This is a genomic window from Streptomyces sp. NBC_00525 (assembly GCF_036346595.1).
Classification (GTDB): domain Bacteria; phylum Actinomycetota; class Actinomycetes; order Streptomycetales; family Streptomycetaceae; genus Streptomyces.
Genome location: NZ_CP107834.1, coordinates 4,369,437 through 4,393,784, shown reverse-complemented (window position 1 = coordinate 4,393,784; position 24,348 = coordinate 4,369,437). Strand labels below are relative to the sequence as shown.

At 71.3% G+C, this 24,348-nt stretch carries 22 protein-coding genes; 12 read left to right on the top strand and 10 right to left on the bottom strand.

Annotation, left to right across the window (positions count from 1 at the left end; genetic code table 11):
* Positions 1-101: 101 nt before the first annotated feature.
* The 3 genes from OG710_RS19770 (at position 102) to OG710_RS19760 (ending at position 4,544) form a co-directional block, all read left to right on the top strand.
* A complete protein-coding gene (locus tag OG710_RS19770) occupies positions 102-1,517 on the top strand; it encodes a class II fumarate hydratase (RefSeq protein WP_330240507.1) in 1,416 nt (471 codons plus the stop codon).
* Positions 1,518-1,561: 44 nt separating this feature from the next.
* Positions 1,562-2,269 carry a cytidylyl-2-hydroxypropylphosphonate hydrolase gene (gene fomD, locus OG710_RS19765; protein WP_330240506.1) on the top strand — a complete coding sequence of 236 codons (708 nt, stop codon included), beginning with the start codon at positions 1,562-1,564 and terminating at the stop codon, positions 2,267-2,269.
* 385 nt (positions 2,270-2,654) lie between these two features.
* Entirely contained in the window at positions 2,655-4,544 is a 1,890-nt protein-coding gene (locus tag OG710_RS19760) for a SpoIIE family protein phosphatase (protein WP_330240505.1), read from the top strand.
* A 21-nt stretch (positions 4,545-4,565) separates the two neighbouring features.
* Here OG710_RS19760 and OG710_RS19755 read toward each other — a convergent pair whose 3' ends face one another.
* Positions 4,566-6,854, bottom strand: a complete 2,289-nt coding sequence (locus tag OG710_RS19755) for a transglycosylase domain-containing protein (RefSeq protein ID WP_330240504.1) — start codon at positions 6,852-6,854, stop codon at positions 4,566-4,568.
* 223 nt (positions 6,855-7,077) lie between these two features.
* On the opposite strand from OG710_RS19755, the gene OG710_RS19750 reads away from it, so the two are divergent.
* The 5 genes from OG710_RS19750 to OG710_RS19730 all read left to right on the top strand — a co-directional run bounded on the left by OG710_RS19750 (position 7,078) and on the right by OG710_RS19730 (position 12,053).
* Positions 7,078-8,049: an SPFH domain-containing protein gene (locus OG710_RS19750; protein WP_330240503.1), complete on the top strand. Its 972-nt coding sequence runs from the start codon at positions 7,078-7,080 to the stop codon at positions 8,047-8,049.
* 53 nt (positions 8,050-8,102) lie between these two features.
* Complete coding sequence (locus OG710_RS19745; RefSeq protein ID WP_241990175.1) at positions 8,103-8,303, top strand: hypothetical protein; 201 nt, start codon at positions 8,103-8,105, stop codon at positions 8,301-8,303.
* Between the two features lie 146 nt (positions 8,304-8,449).
* Positions 8,450-8,974, top strand: coding sequence for a PadR family transcriptional regulator (locus OG710_RS19740; RefSeq protein ID WP_330240501.1), 525 nt, complete (start codon positions 8,450-8,452; stop codon positions 8,972-8,974).
* Positions 8,971-9,657 (top strand): ABC transporter ATP-binding protein, encoded by a 687-nt coding sequence (locus OG710_RS19735; RefSeq protein ID WP_330240500.1) that lies wholly within the window; start codon positions 8,971-8,973, stop codon positions 9,655-9,657. The genes OG710_RS19740 and OG710_RS19735 overlap by 4 nt, the downstream gene beginning before the upstream one ends.
* Positions 9,654-12,053: an ABC transporter permease gene (locus OG710_RS19730; RefSeq protein WP_443064274.1), complete on the top strand. Its 2,400-nt coding sequence runs from the start codon at positions 9,654-9,656 to the stop codon at positions 12,051-12,053. Before OG710_RS19735 ends, OG710_RS19730 begins: the two co-directional genes overlap by 4 nt.
* Before the next feature lie 76 nt (positions 12,054-12,129).
* Here OG710_RS19730 and OG710_RS19725 read toward each other — a convergent pair whose 3' ends face one another.
* Positions 12,130-13,095, bottom strand: coding sequence for a hydrogen peroxide-inducible genes activator (locus OG710_RS19725; RefSeq protein WP_330240499.1), 966 nt, complete (start codon positions 13,093-13,095; stop codon positions 12,130-12,132).
* A gap of 132 nt (positions 13,096-13,227) precedes the next feature.
* Here OG710_RS19725 and OG710_RS19720 point away from each other — a divergent pair, with 132 nt between their 5' ends.
* Both OG710_RS19720 and OG710_RS19715 read left to right on the top strand, forming a co-directional pair.
* The gene (locus OG710_RS19720) at positions 13,228-13,782 is read left to right on the top strand and encodes a peroxiredoxin (RefSeq protein WP_111337919.1); all 555 of its coding nucleotides are present in this window, start codon (positions 13,228-13,230) and stop codon (positions 13,780-13,782) included.
* Between the two features lie 12 nt (positions 13,783-13,794).
* Positions 13,795-14,328 (top strand): alkyl hydroperoxide reductase, encoded by a 534-nt coding sequence (locus OG710_RS19715; protein WP_111337918.1) that lies wholly within the window; start codon positions 13,795-13,797, stop codon positions 14,326-14,328.
* A gap of 112 nt (positions 14,329-14,440) precedes the next feature.
* On the opposite strand, the gene OG710_RS19710 is transcribed toward OG710_RS19715, so the two are convergent.
* The 4 genes from OG710_RS19710 to OG710_RS19695 form a co-directional block, all read right to left on the bottom strand.
* Positions 14,441-15,823 (bottom strand): AI-2E family transporter, encoded by a 1,383-nt coding sequence (locus OG710_RS19710; RefSeq protein ID WP_330240498.1) that lies wholly within the window; start codon positions 15,821-15,823, stop codon positions 14,441-14,443.
* Positions 15,824-15,954: 131 nt separating this feature from the next.
* Entirely contained in the window at positions 15,955-16,662 is a 708-nt protein-coding gene (locus OG710_RS19705; protein ID WP_330240497.1) for a transglycosylase SLT domain-containing protein, read from the bottom strand.
* A gap of 389 nt (positions 16,663-17,051) precedes the next feature.
* Complete coding sequence (locus OG710_RS19700) at positions 17,052-18,374, bottom strand: PhoH family protein (RefSeq protein ID WP_330240496.1); 1,323 nt, start codon at positions 18,372-18,374, stop codon at positions 17,052-17,054.
* Between the two features lie 299 nt (positions 18,375-18,673).
* Positions 18,674-19,435 carry an isoprenyl transferase gene (locus OG710_RS19695; RefSeq protein ID WP_111339535.1) on the bottom strand — a complete coding sequence of 254 codons (762 nt, stop codon included), beginning with the start codon at positions 19,433-19,435 and terminating at the stop codon, positions 18,674-18,676.
* A gap of 203 nt (positions 19,436-19,638) precedes the next feature.
* Here OG710_RS19695 and mgrA point away from each other — a divergent pair, with 203 nt between their 5' ends.
* The gene (gene mgrA, locus OG710_RS19690; RefSeq protein WP_330240495.1) at positions 19,639-20,679 is read left to right on the top strand and encodes an L-glyceraldehyde 3-phosphate reductase; all 1,041 of its coding nucleotides are present in this window, start codon (positions 19,639-19,641) and stop codon (positions 20,677-20,679) included.
* A gap of 289 nt (positions 20,680-20,968) precedes the next feature.
* On the opposite strand, the gene OG710_RS19685 is transcribed toward mgrA, so the two are convergent.
* The 3 genes from OG710_RS19685 to OG710_RS19675 form a co-directional block, all read right to left on the bottom strand.
* Positions 20,969-21,427 (bottom strand): hypothetical protein, encoded by a 459-nt coding sequence (locus OG710_RS19685; protein WP_330240494.1) that lies wholly within the window; start codon positions 21,425-21,427, stop codon positions 20,969-20,971.
* A gap of 83 nt (positions 21,428-21,510) precedes the next feature.
* A complete protein-coding gene (locus OG710_RS19680; protein ID WP_330240493.1) occupies positions 21,511-22,311 on the bottom strand; it encodes a class I SAM-dependent methyltransferase in 801 nt (266 codons plus the stop codon).
* 125 nt (positions 22,312-22,436) lie between these two features.
* Positions 22,437-23,147: a prepilin peptidase gene (locus OG710_RS19675; protein WP_443064273.1), complete on the bottom strand. Its 711-nt coding sequence runs from the start codon at positions 23,145-23,147 to the stop codon at positions 22,437-22,439.
* 126 nt (positions 23,148-23,273) lie between these two features.
* On the opposite strand from OG710_RS19675, the gene OG710_RS19670 reads away from it, so the two are divergent.
* The gene (locus OG710_RS19670) at positions 23,274-23,654 is read left to right on the top strand and encodes a DUF192 domain-containing protein (protein WP_330240491.1); all 381 of its coding nucleotides are present in this window, start codon (positions 23,274-23,276) and stop codon (positions 23,652-23,654) included.
* A gap of 21 nt (positions 23,655-23,675) precedes the next feature.
* On the opposite strand, the gene OG710_RS19665 is transcribed toward OG710_RS19670, so the two are convergent.
* Positions 23,676-24,269 carry a hypothetical protein gene (locus OG710_RS19665; RefSeq protein WP_330240490.1) on the bottom strand — a complete coding sequence of 198 codons (594 nt, stop codon included), beginning with the start codon at positions 24,267-24,269 and terminating at the stop codon, positions 23,676-23,678.
* Positions 24,270-24,348 lie beyond the last annotated feature (79 nt).

The window sequence follows — 24,348 nt, the reverse complement described above, 5'->3', positions numbered from 1 at the left end:
GTTGTGGTTACCCCCGGTATTTACTGGTCGGTAGGCGACTTGGGAATACATGGAACAAGACAAGTGCTCATCTTTTTGGGCCGCTTCAAGGAGGTTGGACGATGACGGATCGGGGAACGGGCGCCGGCCCGGACGAGGGCTTCCGCGTCGAGCACGACTCGATGGGCGAGGTCAGGGTGCCCGCGGACGCGAAGTGGCGCGCCCAGACCCAGCGGGCCGTGGAGAACTTCCCGGTCTCCGGGCAGCGGCTGGAGCGGGCCCACATCGAGGCGCTGGCGCGCATCAAGGCGGCGGCGGCCGGGGTCAACGCCGAACTGGGCGTGCTCGAACCGGACATCGCGCGGGCGATCCAGGAGGCGGCGGCCGAGGTCGCCGAGGGGTGCTGGGACGCGCACTTCCCCGTCGACGTCTTCCAGACCGGCTCGGGTACCTCTTCGAACATGAATACCAACGAGGTCCTGGCGACCCTCGCCGCGGAGCGCCTCGGCCGCGCGGTCCACCCCAACGACCACGTCAACGCCTCGCAGTCGTCCAACGACGTCTTCCCCTCCTCCATCCACATCGCCGCCACCGCCGCGGTCACCGCCGACCTGATCCCCGCCCTGGACCACCTCGCCGCCGCCCTGGAGCGCAAGGCGGCGGAGTTCGCCACGGTGGTGAAGTCCGGGCGCACCCATCTGATGGACGCCACGCCCGTCACCCTCGGCCAGGAGTTCGGGGGCTACGCCGCCCAGATCCGCTACGGCGTCGAACGGCTGCGCGCCTCGCTCCCCCGGCTCGCCGAACTCCCCCTCGGCGGCACCGCCGTGGGCACCGGCATCAACACCCCGCCCGGCTTCTCCGCCGCCGTGATCGCCGAGATCGCCCGCGCCACCGGGCTGCCGCTCACCGAGGCCCGCGACCACTTCGAGGCACAGGGCGCGCGCGACGGCCTGGTGGAGACCTCCGGCCAGCTGCGCACCGTCGCCGTCTCGCTCACCAAGATCTGCAACGACCTGCGCTGGATGGCCTCCGGACCGCGCACCGGGCTCGCCGAGATCTCGCTGCCCGACCTCCAGCCCGGCTCCTCGATCATGCCGGGCAAGGTGAACCCGGTCGTCCCCGAGGCGGTCCTGATGGTCGCCGCGCAGGTCACGGGGAACGACGCCACGGTCGCCGCCGCGGGCGCCGCCGGCAACTTCGAGCTGAACGTGATGCTCCCGGTCATGGCGAAGAACCTCCTGGAGTCCGTACGGCTGCTCGCCAACGCCTCCCGGCTGCTCGCCGACCGCACCGTGGACGGCACCACCGCGCACGTGGAACGGGCCAGGGAGTACGCCGAGTCCTCGCCGTCCGTCGTCACCCCGCTGAACAAGTACATCGGCTACGAGGAGGCGGCCAAGGTCGCCAAGAAATCGCTCGCGGAACGCCGGACGATCCGTGAGGTCGTCCTGGAGTCCGGCTATGTGGAGCGCGGAGACCTGACCGAACAGCAGCTCGACGAGGCACTGGACGTGCTGCGCATGACCCGTCCGTGACGGGCACCGCCGTGCGGGCGCGGCGCGCTCCGTAAGATCTCTCCATGACAGGTACCGGAGAGACCGCGCGCTGGGCGCCGGGTGACCAGATCCTGTGGCGTTACCGGGGCAACGGCCCCCGGCGGCCGGATTCCGCCGCTCAGGCGTTCCACATCTGCCGCCCGGTCACCGTCGTCCAGGACACCGACGAGCTGCTCGCGGTCTGGGTGGCGCCCGGCACCCGGTGCGTCAAACCGGTCCTCGCCGACGGCACCGACGTACACGCCGAGCCGCTCGCCACCCGGTACACCGCACCGCGTACGACGGCCCAGTCGCCCTGGCTGGGGAACGGGGTGCTGAAGCTCGCCGGACCCGGCGATCCGTGGTCCGTCTGGCTGTTCTGGGAGCGCGGCTGGCAGTTCCGCAGCTGGTACGTGAACCTGGAGGAACCGCGCACCAGATGGGCCGGAGGGGTCGATTCCGAGGACCACTTCCTCGACATCTCCGTCTACCCGGACCACAGCTGGCTGTGGCGCGACGAGGACGAGTTCGAGCAGGCCCAGCGGGTGGGCCTGATGTCGCCGGAGACGGCCCGCCGGGTCCGGGCGGCGGGGCGCGCGGCGGTCGCGCTGATCCGCGACTGGGGGTCGCCGTTCCGGGACGGCTGGGAGGACTGGCGGCCCGATCCGGCGTGGCGGGTGCCCGAACTGCCGGACGACTGGGACCGCCGTCCGGGCGGTTTCGACCGCACGGCTTCCGCCATGCCGTCGTGAGACCCTTGATGCACCCCAGGGGTGCAAACGTAGGATCGTCCCGAGGAGAGCGGCTGGGCCCCAACCGGCAGGCGGGGCGCAGAACCTGATCGCAAGTCATCGGCTCGTCGCACGAACCGCCCCCTCATGGTCCGCATCGGCGTCATGGGTCGCACGAGTTTCCCGCATCGCATGAGCCACTACGAGGGGGTGGAGACGTGTCCGCTGACCGCTGCCGCCCCTTCGCAAACGTTGTCAACGACACCCGGCACAGGCATTCGGTTTCGGCCCCGTCTGCCGGGGAAGGCGATGTCAGCCGTTGTTATCGCCGCTCCTGCCGGGGCACAGTAGCGCCCCACAAGGCGATTGCCTCATACAACCGGCCCGGACGGACGGAATCCCACGCGTGACGGAGCACTCCACCTCCCACGAAGGCCGGCAGCCTCTCGCCGCCCGGCCGCAGGAACGTACCCGGCCGCGGCAGCGGGACGCCGCCGTGGCGGCCGCCGCTGCCGCCACGGCCATCCCGGCCCCCGCCAAGGGCCCCGCCGCCGCGCCCGACCCACAGGCCGCGGCGCGGCGCGAGGGCGACCGGCTGCGCTTCGTGGGGGCCGCGACCCGGCGGATCGCACGCGGCATAGACCTGGACGAGATCGTGCTGGGGCTGTGCCGGGCCAGTGTGCCCACGTTCTCCGACGCCATACTCGTCTACCTGCGCGACCCGCTGCCCGTGGGCGACGAGCGGCCCGTCAACCCGTTCGTGCTGCGGCTGCGCCGCTCGGACCGGCTGCGGCTGACCGAGGACGAGCCCGAGAGCCTGTCGGAGACGGAACGGCTGCGGCTGCCCGCCCTGGACCCGCAGGGCGATCTGATGCCGGCCGCCGAGCTGTGCGAGGTACGGGCCGGGAGCGCGCTCGCCGAGGTGCTGCGCGGGGTGCGGCCGGTCTTCGGCGACTCCGCCGCGGCCCGTGTCGCCCTGCCCGAGCTGCTGGGCGCCGAGCGCACGGTGCCGTCCGGGCACCGGGTGATCCTCGCCCCGCTGCGCGGCCGGCGGCGGGTGATCGGCGCCGCGGTCTTCCAGCGCGGCCCCGAGCGCCCCGCCTTCGAGGCCAACGACCTGCTGGTGGCCGCCCAGCTCGCGACGCACACCGCCCTCGGCATCGACAAGGCGGTGCTCTACGGACGCGAGGCGTACATCGCGGACGAGCTGCAGCGCACCATGCTGCCCGACTCGCTTCCCCAGCCGACCGGCGTGAAACTCGCCTCGCGCTATCTCCCGGCGGCCGAGACCGCCCGGGTCGGCGGCGACTGGTACGACGCGATCCCGCTGCCCGGCAGCCGGGTCGCCCTGGTCGTCGGTGACGTCATGGGCCACTCCATGACGTCCGCCGCGATCATGGGCCAGCTCCGCACCACCGCGCAGACCCTGGCCGGTCTCGACCTGCCCCCGCAGGAGGTCCTGCACCACCTGGACGAGCAGGCACAGCGGCTGGGCAGCGACCGCATGGCCACCTGCCTGTACGCGGTGTACGACCCCGTCGCGCACCGCATCACCGTCGCCAACGCGGGCCATCCGCCGCCCGTCCTGCTTCACCTGGGCGGCCGTGCGGAGGTGCTGCGGGTGCCTCCGGGCGCCCCGATCGGCGTGGGCGGAGTGGACTTCGAGGCCGTCGAGCTGGACGCGCCGGCCGGTGCGACGCTGCTGCTCTACACGGACGGCCTTGTGGAGTCGCGGCTGCGGGACGTGTGGACGGGCATCGAGCTGCTGCGTGAGCGGCTGGCCGCGACGGCCCGGCTGACCGGCCCGGACCACTCGCCGCCGCTGGAGGCCCTGTGCGACGACGTGCTGGACATGCTCGGGCCCGGTGACCGGGACGACGACATCGCGCTGCTGGCCGCCCGCTTCGACGGGATCGCGCCGAGCGACGTCGCCTACTGGGACCTGGAGCCGGACGAGTCGGCCCCCGGCCGGGCCCGCAGGCTGGCGCGCAGGGCGCTGGGCCGCTGGGGCCTGGACGACCTGTCGGACTCGGTGGAGCTGCTGATCAGCGAGGTGGTGACCAACGCCGTGCGGTACGCGGAGCGGCCGGTGAGCCTGCGGCTGCTGCGCACCGAGACGCTGCGCTGCGAGGTCGGCGACGACTCCCCGCAGCTGCCCCGGCAGCGGCGCGCCAAGGACATGGACGAGAACGGCCGCGGGCTGTTCCTGGTCAACCGGCTGGCCCGGCGGTGGGGTGCGACCCGGCTGTCGACCGGCAAGGTGGTGTGGTTCGAGATGCCGACGCGGGGGCGGTGAGTCCGCCCCCGCGCGCGGGGATCAGCGGGGCATCGCGTTGTCGTCGTCCGGGCGCTTGTTGGTGCCGGGGAGGTCCGGGAGCCCCACCGAGGTCGAGGGGCCCGGGTCCGCGGTCGGGTCGGGGGCCGGCTCGCTCGATGTGCCGCCGGACGGCGAGGCGGGCGGGCTGCTCTCCGGGGACTGGCTGACCGGCGGGGGCTCCGAGGACGGGGCCTGGCTGGACGGCGAGTGCGACGGGGTGGGGTCGTCGGACGGCGAGGTGCTCGGGCTCGGCGAGTGGGACGTGGGCGGCGGGCTGACCGCGGCGCCCATGTCGGTGTCGAGGTCGAACTTCACGGGCTCGCCCAGGGAGTTCGCCATGTAGTCGGCCCAGATCTCGGCGGGGAAGCCGCCGCCGTTGACGCGTCCGCCGCCGCCGGCGCCCTTGAGGGTCACCTGCGCGGTCTTCCTGATCTTCTTGCCGTCGTCGCCGGTGCGGTCGAAGGCGGCCTCGCCGAACAGCCCGACCGAGGTGACCAGGTCGGGGGTGTAGCCGGTGAACCAGGCCGACTTGTTGTCGTCGGAGGTACCGGTCTTGCCGGCGATGTCGCGGCGCTGGAGCCCCTCGGCGTTGCGGACCGACACGCGGGCCGTTCCGTCGTCGACCACACCGGTCAGCACCGAGGTCACGGAGTCCGCGGCCTGGCGGGAGATCACCTGGTCACCGATCGCGTCGGGCATCTTCAGCGGGGCGTCGCCCTGGTGCACCGCGGACTTCACGATCTGCGGGGTGACCTTCTTGCCGTGGTGGTCGAGGGTGGCGTAGACGCCGGCCATCTCCATGGGGCTGGCGCCCATGGAGCCGAGGGTCTGCGCCGGTACGGCGTCCAGCCCCTCCACGTCCATGCCCAGCTCGCCGGCGGTCTTCATCACCTCGTCCATGCCGACGTCCACGCCCATCTGCGCGAACGCGGAGTTGATGGACTTGTTCATCGCGGTCTGGACGGTGACCTGGCCGTAGTTCTGGTCGTCCTCGTTCTCCGGGTTGAACGGGACGTCGCTGCCGACGACCGGGCGCTTGCTGGTGCCGTCGTAGCGGGTGTTCGCGGTGATCCGCTCGCCGTCCTGGGTCTTCGACTCCCGGTCGAGCGCGGCGGCGAGGATGACGGGCTTGAAGGTGGACGCGGGCTGGAAGTCGGAACGGGTGGCGTTCGACGTCCAGTGCACGTTCTGGCCGCGGCCGCCGTACAGGGCGACCACCGCGCCGGTCTTCGGGTTCACGGAGACCGCGCCGGCCTGGATGTCCTGGTCCAGCTTGCGCTTCTCGGGGTCCAGCTTGTCGAGCAGCTTGGCCTCGACCGACTTCTCCAGCTGCCGCTGCTTCTTCTTGTCGATGTTGACGGTGATGGTCCAGCCGCCCATGTCGAACTGGTTGTCGCTGAGGCCCGTCTCCTTGAGCACCGCCTTGCGGGCCGCGTCGACGATGTAGCCCTTCTGCCCGGACGTCCCGTCCAGCGGTTTGGGCTCGCGCGGCACCGGGAACGTCAGGCCCTTGCGCTTGCCGGCGTCGAGCCAGCCCTCCTCGACCATGTTGTCCAGGGTGTACGCCCAGCGCGCCTTCACCAGCCGCTTGCCGTTGGGACCTGCGACGGCCCAGTCGTACTGGCTCGGCGCCTGGAGCAGCGCGGCGAGGTAGGCGCCCTGCGAGACGTCCAGTTCCTTGGCGTCCACACCGTAGTAGGCCTGGGCGGCGGCCTGGATGCCCCAGGCGCCGCGTCCGAAGTAGCTGGTGTTGATGTACCCGGCGAGGATCTCCTTCTTGGTCTTCTTCTGGTCGACCTTGAGGGAGATGACGAGTTCCTTGAGCTTGCGGGTGACCGTCTGGTCCTGGTCCAGGTAGTAGTTCTTGACGTACTGCTGGGTGATGGTCGAGCCGCCCTGCTTGCCCTTGCCGGACACGGTGTTGATCAGTCCGCGCGCGGTGCCCTTCAGGTCGACGCCGTGGTCGTTGTAGAACGACTTGTTCTCGGCGGCGACGAAGGTGTCCTGGACTTCCTTGGGCACCTCGGCGAGGCTCACGATCTCGCGGTTGACCTCGCCGGTCCTGGCCAGCAGGCTCCCGTCGGCGTACTTGTAGACGTTCGCCTGCAAGTCCATCTTGGGGTTGCCATCCGGCACGTCCACGACAACGTAGAGCACCGCGAAGGCTCCCATGCCCAGGAGGATCACCCCGAAGGCCGTGCCCAGTAGTTTGCGCCAGGTGAGGAAGCGGCGTATGCCGCCCTTCTTCTCAGCCTGCCGCTGGGCTCGTCGCGCTTCCGCTCGACCCATCGCTTGGTCGCTCCCGTTTCTCTGCTCGGCCGGATCAGCTCGGACCTGCCAGCTAACACCGTTGGCAAGCCCGAAAAGCAGGCGATCCGACTTTTTACGGACGTGAGAATCAGCACCCGCTTCCGATGGAACCGACTCCCCAGGGGTGCACAAGGTTGCGAGAACGGTTAATGTGTAATCACATTGCTAGCGACCGGCTAGCTCGTCACCACGGGGGGACACCATGACCGACCCGCACGCCGCGCACCCCGCGCCCCAGCCCTCCGCCGGACTCACCCCGGACGCTCCCCAGATGCCGGAACCGCAGGTCCGCGAGACACGGGCGCACAGCATCGCCGGGGGCCTCGGGCTGCTGCTGACCGTGCTCGGCGTGATCGCCGGCATCGCCCTGGCCGTCGTGGGCGGCGTCATGGGCTCGAACGGGAACAACGCCGTCGGCATCCCGGTCTGCGTCGTCGGCATCCTGCTCGCCATCGCCTCGTTCTTCTGCATGGGCGGTGTGAAGATGGTCGCACCGGGCGAGGCACGGGTCATCCAGCTGTTCGGCCGGTACGTGGGCACCATCCGCACCGACGGACTGCGCTGGGTGAACCCGCTGACCTCCAGCCGGAAGATCTCCACCCGCGTCCGCAACCACGAGACCGCCGTCCTCAAGGTCAACGACGCCTACGGCAACCCCATCGAGCTGGCCGCGATCGTCGTGTGGAAGGTGGAGGACACCGCCCAGGCCCTCTTCGAGGTGGACGACTTCCTGGAGTTCGTCGCCACCCAGACCGAGTCCGCCGTCCGGCACATCGCCCTGGAGTACCCGTACGACGCCCACGAGGAGGGCGGCCTCTCGCTGCGCGGCAACGCCGAGGAGATCACCGAGAAGCTGGCCGTGGAACTGACGGCGCGGGTACAGGCGGCCGGGGTGCGGATCATCGAGTCCCGCTTCAGCCACCTCGCGTACGCCCCCGAGATCGCCTCCGCGATGCTCCAGCGCCAGCAGGCGGGCGCGGTCGTGGCGGCCCGGCAGCAGATCGTCGAGGGCGCCGTCGGCATGGTCGAGATGGCGCTGGCCCGGATCGCCGAGCAGGACATCGTCGAGCTGGACGCGGAGCGCAAGGCGTCCATGGTGAGCAACCTCATGGTGGTGCTGTGCGGCGACCGCGCGGCCCAGCCGGTCCTCAACACGGGCACGCTCTACCAGTGACGGCGGACACCCCGGGGGACACACCCCGCGCCCGGCCGCGGCAGCGCAAGCAGATGCTGCTGCGGCTGGACCCGGCCGTGTACGACGCGCTGGCCCGCTGGGCGTCGGACGAGCTGCGCAGCGCCAACGCGCAGATCGAGTTCCTGCTGCGGCGGGCGCTCGCCGAGGCGGGCCGGCTGCCCGGCGGAGCGGGCCCGATCCCCCGCCGGGGCCGCCCGCCCAAGGCCCCGCCGGTGCCGCCCGACGACGAGTGACCACGAACGGCCCGCCCCCTCCCGCGAGGGGGCGGGCCGTCGGCGTTCCCCCGGCGGTAGGGGCCGCACACGCCGCTGACGTGCGCCGTTCGAGTGCACCCCGTGTGTATACATCGCAGGTATACACACCGTGTAGAGTGCTCCGCATGTCTATCGGCCTCACCCTGCTCGGGCTCCTGGAATCGGGGCCCCGCCATGGTTACGACCTCAAGCGGACGTTCGACGAGAAGTTCGGACACGACCGCCCCCTGCACTACGGGCAGGTCTACTCGACGATGTCCCGGCTCCTGAAGAACGGCCTCGTGGAGGTCGACGGCGTGGAGAGCGGGGGCGGCCCCGAGCGCAAGCGTTACGCGATCACCGACGCCGGCATCACCGACGTCACCGCCTGGCTCGCGCAGCCCGAGAAACCCGAGCCCTACCTCCAGTCGACCCTCTACACCAAGGTCGTCCTGGCCCTGCTCACCGGCCGCGACGCGGCCGACGTCCTGGACGCCCAGCGCTCCGAACACCTGCGCCTGATGCGCATCCTCACCGACCGAAAGCGGCGCGGCGACCTCGCGGACCAGCTGATCTGCGACCACGCCCTGTTCCACCTCGAAGCCGATCTGCGCTGGCTGGAACTCACCGCCGCCCGCCTCGGCCAGCTCCGGAAAGCAGTGACCGCATGACCCCCGACGGCTCCCTCCTCGCCGCCCACGACCTGCGCAAGACCTACGGACCGACCCCCGCCCTGGACGGCGCGTCCTTCTCCGTCCACCCCGGCGAAGTCGTCGCCGTCATGGGCCCCTCCGGCTCCGGCAAGTCCACCCTCCTGCACTGCCTCGCCGGGATCATCACCCCCGACTCCGGCACCATCACCTACGCCGGGCGCGAGCTGTCCGCCATGTCCGACGCCGAACGCAGCGCCCTGCGCCGCAGCGACTTCGGCTTCGTCTTCCAGTTCGGCCAGCTCGTCCCGGAACTGACCTGCACCGAGAACGTCGCCCTGCCGCTGCGCCTCAACGGCGTCCGCCGCAAGGACGCCGAACGCACCGCCCGCTCCTGGATGGAGCGCCTGGAGGTCGAGGACATCGGCGCCAAGCGCCCCGGCGAGGTCTCCGGCGGCCAGGGCCAGCGCGTCGCCGTCGCCCGCGCCCTCGCCGCCTCCCCGAAGGTCATCTTCGCCGACGAGCCCACCGGAGCACTGGACTCCCTCAACGGCGAACGCGTCATGCAACTGCTCACCGAGGCCGCCCGCTCCACCAACGTCGCCGTCGTCCTGGTCACCCACGAAGCCCGCGTCGCCGCCTACTCCGACCGCGACATCACCGTCCGCGACGGCCGCGCCACCGACCTGGAACACACCCCGTGACGCTCCTCGACGACAAACGGACCACCACCCCCATGCACCAGTCCCCCACTCCCGGCCGCTCCCGCACCGCACCGTGGCTGCGTGATCTCGCCCTCGGCATCCGCTTCGCCGCCGGCGGCGGCCGCGCCGGCTGGACCCGCACCCTCCTCACCGCCGTGGGCGTCGGCCTCGGCGTGACGCTCCTCTTCCTCGCCGCGTCCGTCCCGCACGCGCTCGACGCACGCAACGACCGCAGCCAGGCCCGCAGCGAGACCAAGGTGTCCGAGAACCCCGAAACGCTGGGGAAGAAGTCCGACACCTCCGTCCTGCGGATCTCGTCCGACACCGAGTACCACGACCGCTCCATCAACGGCTATCTGCTGCGCGCCGAGGGCAGCCACCCGGTGCTCCCGCCGGGCATCGACGCCCTGCCCGCGGCGGGCGAGATGGTGGTCTCCCCCGCGCTGAAGGACCTGCTCGCCGATCCGGACAACGCCCTGCTCAAGGACCGTTATCCGTACACGATCACCGGCACCATCAACGAGGACGGGCTGCGTTCACCCAACGAACTGTCGTTCTACGCGGGCAGCGACACCCTGACCACGGCGTCGGGCGGCCACCGGATCACCAGTTACGGGAACCCGGCCCCCACCCCGCCGCTCGCCCCCATCCTGGTCGTCCTGGTGATCGTGGGCTGCGTGGTGCTCCTGGCGCCCGTCGCGATCTTCATCGCCACCGCCGTGCGCTTCGGCGGCGACCGCCGCGACCGCAGGCTGGCTGCGTTGCGGCTGGTCGGCACGGACATCCGCTCCACCCGCCGGATCGCCGCCGGTGAGGCCCTGTTCGGCTCCACCCTCGGTCTGCTCATCGGACTCGTCATGTTCCTGGTGGGGCGACAGTTCGTGAGCCACATCGAGGTGTGGGACGTCAGCGCCTTCCCCTCCGACCTCTCCCCCGATCTGCGGCTGTGCCTGCTCATCGCGGTCGCCGTGCCGCTGACCGCGGTGCTCGTCACGCTGAGTGCGATGCGCTCGGTCGTCATCGAGCCGCTGGGCGTGGTCCGCAACAGCCGGTCCCGCAGCCGCCGGCTGTGGTGGCGGCTGCTGTTCCCGCTCGCGGGGCTCGGCGTGTTCGCGCTCACCGGCAAGTCCGGCGCGTACGAGGTCGTCAACCCGTACGCCATCGCCGGCGGCGCGGTCCTGATCCTCGTCGGGCTCGCCCTGCTGCTGCCGTGGCTGGTCGAGGCATGCGTGAGCCGGCTGCACGGCGGCCCGGTGCCCTGGCAGCTCGCCACCCGCAGGCTCCAGCTCAGCAGCGGGGCCGCCTCCCGCGCGGTCAGCGGCGTCACCGTGGCGGTGGCCGGCGCGGTCGCCGTGCAGATGCTCTTCGCCGCGATGAACGCCGACTTCAACAAGATCACCGGCCAGGACACCGACCGCGCCCAGTTCTACGCGGTCTCCCAGCAGGTCAGCGGCACCGCCGCCGTCGACACCATCGAGCGGTTCCGCGCCACGCGGGGCGTCACCCAGGTCATCGGCATGATCGAGGCGTACGCCACCAAGCCGGGCACCTACGCCGACGACGAGATGCAGCCCACCACGTCCTTCAACGTCGGCGACTGCGCCACCCTGCGCGAGGTCGCCCGCATCGACTCCTGCGCGGACGGCGACAGCTTCGTCGTCCACCCCGCAGACGACCCGGACATGGCCGGCTGGATGGACAAGACCGCCCGCAAGGGCAGGGAGATCGAGTTCGAGTCGGGCAGCGGCAGGAAGCTGCGCTGGACCCTGCCCGCCGACACGAAGACCGTGGTCAGCCGCAAGGACCCGCTCGGCCAGGAGCGCACGGGCATCATGGTCACCCCCGGAGCCATCGACGCGACCACCCTGCCCGGCGCCGTCACCGCCACCCAGATCCGTATCGACCCGGACGTCCCGGACGCCGCCGAGTACGTACGCAACACGGCCGCGAAGATCGACCCCGGCATGCGCCTGGTCACCATGATGTCCGTGGAGCGCGACCGGCAGTACGCCAGCGTCCAGACCGGTCTCCGGGTCGGCGCCACCGTGACGCTGCTGCTCATCGCCATCTCCATGCTGGTCTCCCAGCTGGAACAGCTGCGCGAGCGCAAGCGGCTGCTCTCGGTCCTGGTCGCCTTCGGCACCCGGCGCACCACCCTGGGCTGGTCGGTGCTCTGGCAGACCGCCGTCCCGGTGCTCCTCGGCCTCGTGGTCGCGGTGGCCGGCGGCCTCACCCTGGGCGCGGCGCTGTGCTGGATGGTCGACAAGGAGGTGTCCGACTGGCTGGTGTTCCTGCCGCTGGCCGGCGCCGGCGCGGCACTGATCCTGCTCGTCACGCTGCTCTCGCTGCCGCCGCTGTGGCGCATGATGCGCCCGGACGGACTGCGCTCCGAGTAACCCCCGGAGGCACCGGGGAACGCGGGGAGCACGCGCCGCGGAGGGCGGCCGGGCCTGGTCCGTACAGCTGTACGGGTCAGGCGCGGGCGCCCTCCGTCACGCGTACCGGCAGCGACCGCATCGCCTCGCGCAGCGCGGCCGCGAACTCCTCGAACTCCTCGTGCCTGGCCGCCCCGGTCCGCATGGCCAGCGCCACCCGCCGGGTGGGGGCCGGGTCCGTGAAGTACCCGGTGGTCAGCGACTCGTTGCGGGCGGTCTCGACGTGCACCGCGGTGCGCGGCAGCAGCGTGACCCCGAGGCCGCCGGCCACCAGCTGCACCAGGGTCGAGAGCCCGGCGGCGGTCGTGGTGACCGGGGCACCCTCGGTGCGGCCGGCCTCGCGGCAGATGTCGAGCGCCTGGTCCCGCAGGCAGTGGCCCTCGTCGAGCAGCAGCAGCGGCAGCTCGCGCAGCGCGAGGCGGGGGATGTCCGCCCGGCCGCCCAGCCGGTGCCCGCGCTCCATGACCAGGACGAAGTCCTCGTCGAACAGCGGCAGCTCGCTGACTCCGTGGACCCCGAGCGGCACGGCGAGCAGCAGCAGGTCGAGCCGTCCGGCGCCGAGCCCCTCCACCAGTGAGGCGGTCTGCTCCTCGTGGACCTGGAGGTCGAGGGCCGGGTAGCGCTCCTGGACCAGCCGCAGCACGGTCGGCAGGAGGTACGGGGCGACGGTCGGGATGACGCCGAGCCGGAGCACTCCGGTGAACGGCGCGCGGACGGCCTCCGCCTCCTCCATCAGCTCGCCCACGGCGTCGAGCACGACCCTGGCCCGTACGGCGAGCCGTTCCCCGGCGGGCGAGAGCAGCACCTTGCGCGTCGTACGCTCGATGAGCTGGACACCCAGTGCCTCCTCCAGCGCGGACACGGCACCGGAGAGAGCGGGCTGACTCATCCCGATCGCGGCGGCCGCGTCCCGGAAGTGCAGATATTCCGCGACGGCCGCGAAGGCGCGCAGCTGCGAAAGGCTGGGCTGTTTATGCCGGTTGCCCTGATTACCGTGCGTCACTGATAGGTACCTCCGATCATCACGACCAAGTGTAGCTATTTCCGCGATCAATGCACTCTGTGCCATGGTGGAGATCGTCCAACCCCCAGGAACTCCCCCAAAAGGGGAGGACCTACGCTGTAAGGAGAGCGCGTGCTCACTGTCGGTGACAAGTTCCCCGAGTTCGATCTGACCGCCTGCGTCTCGCTGGAGAGCGGCAAGGAGTTCGAGCAGATCAACCACAAGACCTACGAGGGTCAGTGGAAGATCGTCTTCGCGTGGCCGAAGGACTTCACCTTCGTGTGCCCGACCGAGATCGCCGCCTTCGGCAAGCTGAACGACGAGTTCGCCGACCGTGACGCCCAGATCCTCGGCTTCTCCGGCGACTCCGAGTTCGTGCACCACGCCTGGCGCAAGGACCACCCGGACCTGACGGACCTGCCCTTCCCGATGATGGCCGACTCCAAGCACGAGCTGATGCGCGCGCTCGGCATCGAGGGCGAGGACGGCTTCGCCCAGCGCGCCGTCTTCATCGTGGACCAGAACAACGAGATCCAGTTCACGATGGTCACCGCCGGTTCCGTGGGCCGTAACCCCAAGGAGGTCCTGCGGGTCCTCGACGCCCTGCAGACCGACGAGCTCTGCCCCTGCAACTGGACCAAGGGCGAGAACACCCTGGACCCGGTCGCGCTCCTCTCGGGCGAGTGAGCTGATACCACCATGGCTCTCGACGAACTGAAGTCCTCGATACCGGACTTCGCCAAGGACCTGAAGCTGAACCTCGGCTCGGTCATCGGCAACAGCGAACTCCCGCAGCAGCAGCTCTGGGGCACCGTCCTGGCCTGCGCGATCGCCTCGCGCTCGCCGAAGGTGCTGCGCGAGCTGGAGCCGGAGGCCAAGGCCAACCTCTCCGCGGAGGCGTACACCGCCGCGAAGTCGGCCGCCGCCATCATGGCGATGAACAACGTCTTCTACCGGACCCGCCACCTGCTCTCGGACCCCGAGTACGGGAACCTGCGCGCGGGCCTGCGGATGAACGTCATCGGCAAGCCGGGCGTGGAGAAGGTCGACTTCGAGCTGTGGTCGCTGGCCGTCTCCGCGATCAACGGCTGCGGCCAGTGCCTGGACTCGCACGAGCAGGTCCTGCGCAAGGCCGGTGTGGACCGTGAGACCATCCAGGAAGCCGTCAAGATCGCCTCGGTGATCCAGGCGGTGGGCGTGACCCTGGAGGCCGAGGGCGTACTCGCCGAGTAGGCAACCGCAGTACCCTGGATACCAGAGGGGCCCCGAGGACGACCGACCGTCCGAGGGGCCCTTCTTCGTGTCCGCCTTACGGGGCGTGTCCGCCTTACAGGGCGTGTCCGCGTTACGGGGCGTCCCGCTCCGGTCCGCCGTCGCCCCCGCCCGGCGGGGCGCCGGGGGCCGCGACCGGGGCCGCGTCCAGCGCGGTCGAGCCGTGCGGCGGCGGAGAGTGGCGGCGCGACTCCTCCTGCCCGTAGGCCCGCAGATAGCCGACCACCGTGTTGGTCACCGCGACCAGCGGCACCGCGACGACCGCGCCCCCGATGCCGGCGATCATGCCGCCCGCGGCCACCGAGAGCACCACGGCCAGCGGATGCACCCGCACCGCGCGCCCCAGGATGAACGGCTGGAGCACATGGCCCTCGATCTGCTGCACCGCGAGGACCACCGCCAGCACCATCAGCGCCGTGAACACGCCCTCGGTGACCAGCGCCACGACCACCGCCAGCGCCCCGGAGACCACCGCGCCGACGAGCGGGATGAAGGCGAACAGGAAGATGAAGACGGCCAGCGGCACCGCCATCGGGACGTCGAGGAAGTAGATCCCGAGCCCGATGAAGATGGCGTCGATCAGCGCGACGATGACCGTGCCCCGGATGTAGGCGGTCAGGGTCCGCCAGGCGCGCGGCCCCGCACCCGCCACTCCGGGCCGTGCCTGGGCGGGCACCAGCTTGAGCACCCAGTTCCAGATGCGGGCACCGTCGTAGAGCAGGAAGAGCGTCGAGAACATCGCGAGCAGGGCGCCGGTCATGAACTCCACGACCACGGTGACGCCCTGGAGCCCGGCGGAGGTGATGGCCTCGGTGTTGGTGCCGACGGTGTCGCTGAGGTTCTGCGCGATGTTGTTGATCTGCTTGTCGGTCACATGGAACGGGCTGTCGAGCAGCCAGTTCTTGAGGTCGTCGATCCCCTTCGTCACCTTGTCGGACAGGGTGTCGATGTTGTCCATGACCTGCCACACCACGAACCAGCCGACCAGGCCCATGATGACGAACCCGGAGATCGCCGTGACCGCGGTGGCCAGCCCCCTGGGCAGGCCGTAACGCCGCAGCCGGGCGACGGTCGGCTGGAGCAGCGCGGTGACGAGCAGCGCGGCGACGAAGGCCAGCACCACCAGTTGCACGGCGCTGATGACCCGCATCAGCACCCAGAGGGTTCCCGCGAGCACCAGCAGCCGCCAGCCCGCCTCGGCGGCGACCCGCATCCCCCACGGGATCGCCGCGACCGGATCGGGCCGCGCGGCGACGGTGGGCGCGTACGTCGGCGGGGCGGGCACCTGGTCGACGGGCGGTGTCTCGTCCTTGCCGCCCTCCGCCGGAACCGGTGTGTCCGGGTCCGTGAGAGGGGGCTCGTCGGCCACCGTATCGACCCGCCGTTCTTCGAGGCGCTCGCTCAGCCTGCTCAGCTCGGCACCCAGTTGTCCGAGCCATCCCGGCAGTTTCGACATAACCGTTCCTCTACCCCCGTCCGCTCTGCCCACCACTCCCCCGGAGCGGTACCGCACGACGGTACACGCGCGAAGCCCCTCACCGTAGGACGGCGAGGGGCTTCACGTGGTTGAGCGGGTGAACCCTGGTTCTAGTACCAGTGGTTGGCCTGCCAGAACGACCACGCGCCGCAGGGGCTGTCGTAGCGGTTGTTCATGTAGCTGAGGCCCCACTTGATCTGGGTGGCCGGGTTGGTCATCCAGTCGGCGCCGGCCGACGACATCTTGGAGCCGGGCAGGGCCTGGACGAGACCGTAGGCACCCGAGGAGGGGTTGCTCGCCCGGTAGTTCCAGCTCGACTCGTGGTTCACGATGTTGCTGAAGCACTGGAACTGGTCGGCGGGCACGATCTGCCGGGCGATGGCCTGGACCTCGGCCACCGAGTAGGAGCTCTGCTGGGCGAACGTGGCGGTGGAGCGGACCTGGGAACGGCTCGCCCGCTCCTCGCGCTCCTTCTTCGCCGCCTCGCGCTCGCGCTCCAGCTTGTCCTCGGCCGCCTGCTTCTTGGACTTGGCGTCCTTGGCGGCCTGGACGCGGGCGGACTCCTCCGCGGACTTCTTCGCGGCCGCGTCGGCGGCGGACGCCTGCGCGTCGGCCTGCTGCGTCAGCGAAGCGGTCTGCACCTGGGCCTGCTGGCCCGCGGGAATGTCTGCGAGCAGCGTGGTGTCGGCTGCGGTCGCCTCGAAGTTGTTGTCGTCGACAGCGGGAGTGCTGCCTGCTGCAACGCCTACGACGGCGCCTACGGTGGTGACCGCGGTGGCGGATGCCACGGCGAACCCCCGGACCGAAATCCGGCTCACACGGTGTCCTTCCAGCATCGCCCGCTTAGGTGACCTCGCGGGCGCAATCGTGCCCCTGGCACTGGCCTCCCTACAGCTTGGGTCACGGGAGGCACGGGCCCGGTGGGCGGCTCCCCGGAGGAAGCGCCGCGTGGTACTCGCGGGCGGCATACGGACGGCGGTTGTTGAGTTGTGTGGTGCGTGGCGCCTCTGGAGGTGCCGGTGTGCCGTATGCGGGGCCTGACGGAAGCAAGACTTTGCCGGAACGAGACACCGGGAAGCAATTCTCCGTTGCGTGTGAAAGGTCACACCTCGTTTGGAGCATCTGAATTTCGGAAAAGGCACCGCGACGCGCCGCCGCCCGGCTAGGCTGCTTGGCCCGCCGGGCGGCGTCGGTATCCCAATCCGTATCAGATCTGGCCTTCCTCCAGCATTTCGGTCACCAGTGCGGCGATACGGGAACGCTCGGAGCGCGTGAGCGTGACGTGGGCGAAGAGCGGATGGCCCTTCAGCTTCTCCACGACGGCGACCACTCCGTCGTACCGGCCGACTCTGAGGTTGTCCCGCTGGGCCACGTCGTGGGTGAGCACGACCCGGGAATTCGTGCCGATCCGGGACAACACGGTCAGCAGGACGTTGCGTTCGAGCGACTGGGCCTCGTCCACGATCACGAAGGCGTCGTGCAGCGAGCGGCCCCGGATGTGGGTGAGCGGCAGGATCTCCAGCATCCCGCGCCCCAGCACCTCCTCGATCACCTCGCGCCCGGAGACGGCGGACAGCGTGTCGAAGACGGCCTGCGCCCAGGGGCTCATCTTCTCGGCCTCGCTGCCGGGGAGATAGCCGAGCTCCTGTCCGCCGACCGCGTACAGCGGGCGGAAGACCATCACCTTCTTGTGCTGTCCGCGCTCCAGAACCGCCTCCAGGCCCGCACAGAGCGCCAGCGCGGACTTGCCGGTGCCGGCCCGGCCGCCCAGCGAGACGATGCCCACCTCCTGGTCCAGCAGCAGGTCCAGGGCGATGCGCTGCTCGGCGCTGCGGCCGTGGATGCCGAACGCCTCCCGGTCGCCGCGCACCAGGCGTACGTTGCCGTCGGGGGTCACCCGGCCCAGTGCCTTGCCGCGTTCGGACTGGAGGACCAGGCCGGTGTGCACGGGCAGCTCGGCGGCCTCGGGGACGTACAGCGTGTCCTCGGCGAAGAGCAGGTCGATCTGGTCGGCGGCGAGGGGCAGTTCCGCCATGCCCGTCCAGCCGGAGTCGGTGATGGCCAGTTCGGCGCGGTACTCCTCGGCCAGCAGGCCGACCGACGAGGCCTTGATCCGCAGCGGCAGGTCCTTGGAGACGACCGTGACGTCGTACCCCTCGGCCTGGAGGTTGCGCGCGACCGCGAGAATCCGTGAGTCGTTGTCCCCCAACCGGTAGCCGGCGGGCAGGACGCCGGGATCGGAGTGGTTGAGCTCGACGCGGAGCGTCCCGCCGAGATCCCCGAGGGGGATCGGCGCGTCCAGCCGGCCGTAGCGGACCCGGAAGTCGTCCAGCAGGCGCAGGGCCTGGCGTGCGAAGTAGCCGAGTTCCGGATGGTGCCGTTTGGCCTCCAGTTCCGTGACCACGACGACCGGGAGCACGACTTCGTGCTCGTCGAAGCGGGCCATGGCGTTCGGATCGGCCAGCAGGACGCTGGTGTCGAGAACGTAGGTGCGCCTGTCGGGCATGCGGCGCTTTGTGCTGGTCACCACGGAAGGACGTACCCCCTCGGAAGAGGTTGGGGTGCGACGGCGTCGCGGAGCATCCCAATGGGAGAGGACGGACCGGGCTCCGGCCACCTCGCGCGGGCCGTGCGCCGGCCCTCCACGTCAGCCGCACCGTATGTACGGTCCTTCGTGTGCAAAGGGCCTCCCGGGCGAGCGGACTCGATGCCGCTCGCTTGGACACGGCGCCCGCCTGGCTGGTGACCGGGCGCCGACCTGTCAGGGATATGCCCTCATACACGTCCGGCCATGCCGAACGGGGGGTCCCGGCCTCTGCGGTGGGGGTCTCAGCCTCCGTAGCGGCGGTGGCGGGCCGCGTAGTCGCGCAGTGCCCGCAGGAAGTCGACCCGGCGGAAGGCGGGCCAGAAGACCTCGCAGAAGTAGTACTCGGAATGGGCGCTCTGCCAGAGCATGAAACCGGACAGCCGCTGCTCGCCGCTGGTGCGGATGACCAGGTCGGGATCGGGCTGGCCGCGCGTGTAGAGGTGCTCGGAGATCAGGTCGGTGGAGACGATCTCGGCGAGGTCCTCGAAGGAGGTGCCCTTGGCGGAGTGTTCGAGGAGCAGGGAGCGCACGGCGTCGGCGATCTCCTGCCGGCCGCCGTAGCCGACGGCGACATTGACGAGTATGCCGTCCACCCCGACCGTGGCCTGTTCGGCCTCCTTGAGGACGGTCTGGGTGTGGGCGGGCAGCAGATCGAGTGTGCCGACGTGGTGGACGCGCCAGCGGCCGTCCGCGGCGAGGCCGCGCACGGTGTTCTCGATGATGCCGAGCAGCGGGGTCAGCTCCGACTCGGGCCGGTCGAAGTTGTCGGTGGAGAGCATCCAGAGCGTGACGACCTCGACGTCGGTCTCGCTGCACCAGCCGAGGAGCTCCTTGATCTTCTCCGCCCCGGCCTGGTGCCCCTCGGCGGCGGTGCCGCCGGACGCCTTGGCCCAGCGCCGGTTGCCGTCGAGGATGACTCCGATGTGCTTGGGCACCTGGGTGTGGTCCAGGCGGCCCTCCACCCGGCGCGCGTAGAGCCCGTACACCAGGTCGCGCAAGTTCACTGAGTCCACCTCTCGGTTCCGTGCGGGCCCGCCGGCCCCGTGTCAGGGGTCCGGGGTCGTCCCCTGGGGATCGGATCGCCGCACTGGAAGGGGGCGGATCGCCCCGCCGTGTCATGGCAGTCCCGTCAGGGCAACCACATTACTGCGCGGGCCCCGCCCCCACCCAACCCGGCCTGTCACAACTCCGTGATAAGGAGAGAATCGTGACTGATTCCTCCTCCCCCTACCTGGCCGCCGGCTCGCGCTACGACTCCATGGAGTACCGGCGCAGCGGACGCAGCGGCCTCAAACTCCCGGCCGTCTCGCTCGGGCTGTGGCACAACTTCGGCGACGACCGGTCGCTCGCCTCCCAGCGGGCCATCCTGCGCCGCGCCTTCGACCTCGGGGTGACCCACTTCGACCTGGCCAACAACTACGGTCCGCCGGCCGGCTCCGCCGAGCTGAACTTCGGCAAGCTGTTCCGGCAGGACTTCGCCCCGTACCGGGACGAACTGCTCGTCTCGACCAAGGCGGGGTACGAGATGCACCCCGGCCCGTACGGGGAGTGGGGGTCCCGCAAGTACCTGCTGTCGTCGCTGGACGCCTCGCTGCGGCGGACCGGCCTGGACTACGTCGACATCTTCTACTCGCACCGCTTCGACCCGGAGACCCCGCTGGAGGAGACGATGGGGGCGCTCGCCTCCGCCGTACACCGGGGCAAGGCGCTGTACGTGGGGGTGTCCTCGTACAACTCGGCGCAGACGGCCGAGGCGGCGCGGCTGCTGCGGGAGATGGGGGTGCCGGCCCTGATCCACCAGCCGTCCTACTCGATGATCAACCGCTGGACCGAGGAGGACGGGCTGCTGGACACGCTGGAGGCGGCCGGCATGGGCTGCATCTCCTTCGTGCCGCTGGCCCAGGGACTGCTGACCGGCAAGTATCTGAACGGCATCCCGGAGGGTTCGCGCGCGACGCAGGGCAAGTCGCTCGACCCCCGGCTGCTGTCGGACGAGGTGGTCCGCCGGCTCAACGGGCTGAACGACATCGCGCGCCGCCGGGGCCAGTCGCTGGCGCAGCTGGCCCTGACCTGGGTGCTGCGCGACAGCCGTATGACGTCGGCCCTGATCGGCGCGTCGAGCGTGGCGCAGCTGGAGGAGAACGTGGCGGCGCTCGCGGGCCCGGAGCTGACGGCCGGGGAGCTGACGGAGATCGACGCGTTCGCGGTGGACACCGAGGGCACCAACATCTGGGCCGCGCGCGGCTGAGCGCGGCGCCCAACCGCCTTGCCCCTTGCGGGGCATGAGAAAACGGGCCGGTCCGTGGGGGGGGTTACGGACCGGCCCGAGGGGGGGTTTCCACCATAACCCTTCGTAAGGGATGGTGGGCGCCGCGGCGCGGAATAATTACTCTCCGAGAGTGAGAGGCTGCGCTCCGGAGACGACCTCCGCCTCTTCGTACGGCTGTGACCTGCGTGGATGCCCGCGCGTGCCGGAGCGGTGCCGCGACGGCGGCCGATACGTCCACAGGATGTCCACATTCCGTTCGGCGCGGCGGTCAGGTCGCGGCGGCCGCGCCCCGGTGGCCGCGGGTGAAACGGACGCCCACGGTGTCCCCGCCGACGACGACGAACCGGCCGCCCTCGCAGCGGATCACGGCCTCGTGGACCTCGCCCCGCTCGTCCCTGCGCTCGTCGGTGCTGAGCACGGTCCAGCCGCCGTCCGGGGGCTGCGGCAGCCCGGCCGGTTCGGCGAACTCCCACTGCGCGGCGGGCACACACCAGTCGGGCAGGTGCGGCCAGGTGCCGGCGCCCACGTGCAGGGTGCCGTCGGAGGCGCAGGTCAGGCGGACCGACTGGCCGTCGTCGAGCACGAAGGAGACGGCCTCGGGCTCGCCCATCCGGCCCTCGGGGCGGTAGAAGATCCCGAGCACGCCGATGATCCTGGCTCCCTTGAGCCACTCGGCACCGCCCCGGCGCGGGCCGGGCACGGCGTCCTCGTCGGTGCCGCGGTCCATGGCCTGCTCCTTCCCCTCGGCACAACACCCCCGAGCGCTCGCGACCAGAGTGCCATCCTTCGGGCCGGTCGCGGGCGGCGGGCTCACGCGGGCTTGCGGGCCTCGATCAGGAACCGGCTGGTGTGGGCGACGAACGGGCCCCCGGTCTCCAGCCGGTGGTGCAGTGCGCGCAGTCGGGGGCGGTAGCGCTCGACGGTGAATCCGGGCACCATCCAGATCACCTTGCGCAGGAAGTAGACGACGGCGCCGATGTCGAAGAACTCGGTGCGCAGCCGTTCCGCCCGCAGGTCGACGACCTCCAGCCCGGCCGCCTCGGCGTCGGCCCGTGCCCGTTCCGGGTCGCGCGCGCCGCGCACCTCGGGTGGCTGGGGGCCGAGGAAGTACTCGACGAGTTCGAAGACGCTGGCGGGTCCGACCTGTTGGGAGAAGTACGTGCCGCCGGGGGCCAGCACCCGTGCGATCTCGTCCCACCAGGTGGTCACCGGGTGGCGGCTGACGACCAGGTCGAACGCCGCGTCGCCGAACGGCAGCGGCGGCTCGTCCTCGTCCGCGACGACGACGGCCCCGAGCGGGTGCAGCAGCGCGGTGGCGCGGGCGATGTTCGGCGGCCAGGACTCGGTGGCCGCGGTGAGCGGCGGCAGCTTCGGTACGGAGGCCAGCACCTCGCCGCCGCCCGTCTGGATGTCGAGCGCCGCCCGCGCGCGGCCCATCCGCTCCCCCATGGCCCGCGCGTACCCCCAGGACGGCCGCTGCTCGGTGGCCCGCCCGTCCAGCCAGGAGAAGTCCCAGCCGGCCACGGAGACCGTGCCGGCCTCGGCGACCAGCGCGTCGAACCGGTCGTCCTCGCCGGGCAGGGGCGCGGTGTCGTCGGGGGTGGCGGGCATGGGTCCATGGTCGCAGGGGCGGGCGGCCGGACGCGACCGGATTACGGGGGGGTGGGCGCCGGGCGCGGTCCTGGGCCGCACCCCTCGCGGACCGGGCCGGCGGGCCGCCCGGCGGCGGGCTGTGGTCAGGCCGCCAGGCCGCCGAAGAGCAGCCCCAGGAACCCGCCGGCGATCATGAACGGGCCGAAGGGGATGCCCGTTCTGCGCCCCGCCCTGCGCAGGGCGACGAGCACCACCCCGTACACCGCGCCGAACAGGAAGCCGGCGAAGCCTCCGGTGAAGACGACCGCCCAGCCGTACCAGCCGAGGACGGTGCCCAGGGAGAGGGCGAGTTTGACGTCGCCGAAGCCCATGCCGCTCGGGTTGATGAGGAAGAGCAGGAAGTAGAACGCGCCCAGGGCGAGCCCGCCGAGCAGCGCGGAGAGCCAGGAGCCCGCGTGTTCCGGCAGGAGGGCCGCCAGGCCGAGCAGCAGGACGGCCGCCGCGGCGGCGGGCAGCGTCAGCCCGTCCGGCAGCCGGTGCACGCGGTGGTCGATGCTCGCCAGGAGCACGGCGACCGGGGCGAGCAGCAGCCACACCGCCAGTTCGGGCCGGGTTCCGGTGGTGGCGGCGAGGGCGGCGCAGGCGAGCGCGGTGACGACGGGGGCGAGGCGGTGGGGGGCGTACGGGGCGGTGCCCAGCCAGCCGCGCGCGGGGCCGGTGAGGGGACGGCCGTCCGGGCAGGCGGTCCGCCGGGGTTCGCCGGACGGCACGGCGAACCGGTAGGCGGCGCGCGGGACCAGCAGTCCGGCCAGGGCACCCCAGAGCGCGGCGGCCCCTGTCAGCATGGCGTACACCTGAGCGATCCTAATCTCCGTACGGACGCACGGCCTTGGCCCCCAGGGGTGCCTGACAGACACCCCTTGTGCCCCTTCCGCACCGATTCGGCTCCGCCGTCCGGCCGGCGCCGCTACCGTCGGGCCATGGCTCGATGGCGCGATGGCACGGGGACGCTCACGATCACGGACCGGGACGGGGTGACGGAGACCCATGTGCCGCTCCGGATCGCGGCCTCCTTCCGGCACCGGACGCGCGGGCTGCTCGGGCGGGACGGGGTGGACGGGGCGCTGATGATCACGCCGTGCGGGAGTGTGCACTCGTTCCGGATGCGGTTCGCCATCGATGTGGCGTACCTGGACGGCAGGTTCAACGTGTTGGAGATCCACACGATGCGGCCGGGCCGGCTGGGGCTGCCCCGGCCGCGCGGTCGCCATGTGATCGAGGCGGAGGCGGGCGCGATGGCGGCGTGGGGGATGCGGCCGGGCAGCCAGGTGCGGATCGTCCAGCATGCGGTGGACGGCTGACGGGCGCCCCGCGGCCGTCCCTCAGCGGAGGGCCACGTCGCTGCCGTACACCACCCACGGCGACTGTTCGAAGGAGTTCACTCCGGACAACTGCGGCTGGGCGGCGGCCACTTCGGGCAGGACGGCGAGCGTGTCCGGCCAGCAGTCGAAGTACACCGACCCCTTGACGATGAAGCCGCGCCAGTCGGTGGCCCCGGATGCGCCCTCGCGGTCGAGGACGAAGCCGACGCAGAGCAGTGAGGCGCGCCCGATCGCCTCGCGTATCACGCGCACCAGCCGTTCCTCGTCGGCGCGGTCCAGCGGGCCCAGGCCGAAGCGCAGTTCCACGGTGCCGTCCTCGCCCCGGCTGATCCGGGCCCGTATCTCCGCCCCGCCGGGGAGCCAGAGCAGGAAGTCGACCCGGTCGAGGCGCTGCAGCCCGGCCAGCAGCACCAACTGGTCGCGGGTCACCCAGGACTGGGTGCCGGACGGGTCGCTGCCGGGGCTGATCAGCGTGATGCGCCGGGTGACGGGGTGGTCGGCCCGTACGCCCGCCGCCTCCAGATCGCCGAGCAGGGACTCCGCGTCGGGGCGGCTCCAGCACAGGTGGTACGAGCAGAAGAATCCGTCACTCATCGGCGCGTCACCTCGTGGTCGGGACCACCAGCGTAGAGCCAACCCCCGGCCCGGGTCCCGTGGTCCGGTGCACGGGTGC

Excerpts from the sequence above, each read along its gene's own strand:
- OG710_RS19770 (WP_330240507.1), top strand. The coding sequence starts at position 102 with ATGACGGATCGGGGAACGGGCGCCGGCCCGGACGAGGGCTTCCGCGTC.
- fomD (WP_330240506.1), top strand. The coding sequence starts at position 1,562 with ATGACAGGTACCGGAGAGACCGCGCGCTGGGCGCCGGGTGACCAGATC.
- OG710_RS19755 (WP_330240504.1), bottom strand. The coding sequence starts at position 6,854 with ATGGGTCGAGCGGAAGCGCGACGAGCCCAGCGGCAGGCTGAGAAGAAG.
- OG710_RS19750 (WP_330240503.1), top strand. The coding sequence starts at position 7,078 with ATGACCGACCCGCACGCCGCGCACCCCGCGCCCCAGCCCTCCGCCGGA.
- OG710_RS19745 (WP_241990175.1), top strand. The coding sequence starts at position 8,103 with ATGCTGCTGCGGCTGGACCCGGCCGTGTACGACGCGCTGGCCCGCTGG.
- OG710_RS19740 (WP_330240501.1), top strand. The coding sequence starts at position 8,450 with ATGTCTATCGGCCTCACCCTGCTCGGGCTCCTGGAATCGGGGCCCCGC.
- OG710_RS19735 (WP_330240500.1), top strand. The coding sequence starts at position 8,971 with ATGACCCCCGACGGCTCCCTCCTCGCCGCCCACGACCTGCGCAAGACC.
- OG710_RS19715 (WP_111337918.1), top strand. The coding sequence starts at position 13,795 with ATGGCTCTCGACGAACTGAAGTCCTCGATACCGGACTTCGCCAAGGAC.
- OG710_RS19710 (WP_330240498.1), bottom strand. The coding sequence starts at position 15,823 with ATGTCGAAACTGCCGGGATGGCTCGGACAACTGGGTGCCGAGCTGAGC.
- OG710_RS19685 (WP_330240494.1), bottom strand. The coding sequence starts at position 21,427 with ATGGACCGCGGCACCGACGAGGACGCCGTGCCCGGCCCGCGCCGGGGC.
- OG710_RS19680 (WP_330240493.1), bottom strand. The coding sequence starts at position 22,311 with ATGCCCGCCACCCCCGACGACACCGCGCCCCTGCCCGGCGAGGACGAC.
- OG710_RS19670 (WP_330240491.1), top strand. The coding sequence starts at position 23,274 with ATGGCTCGATGGCGCGATGGCACGGGGACGCTCACGATCACGGACCGG.
- OG710_RS19665 (WP_330240490.1), bottom strand. The coding sequence starts at position 24,269 with ATGAGTGACGGATTCTTCTGCTCGTACCACCTGTGCTGGAGCCGCCCC.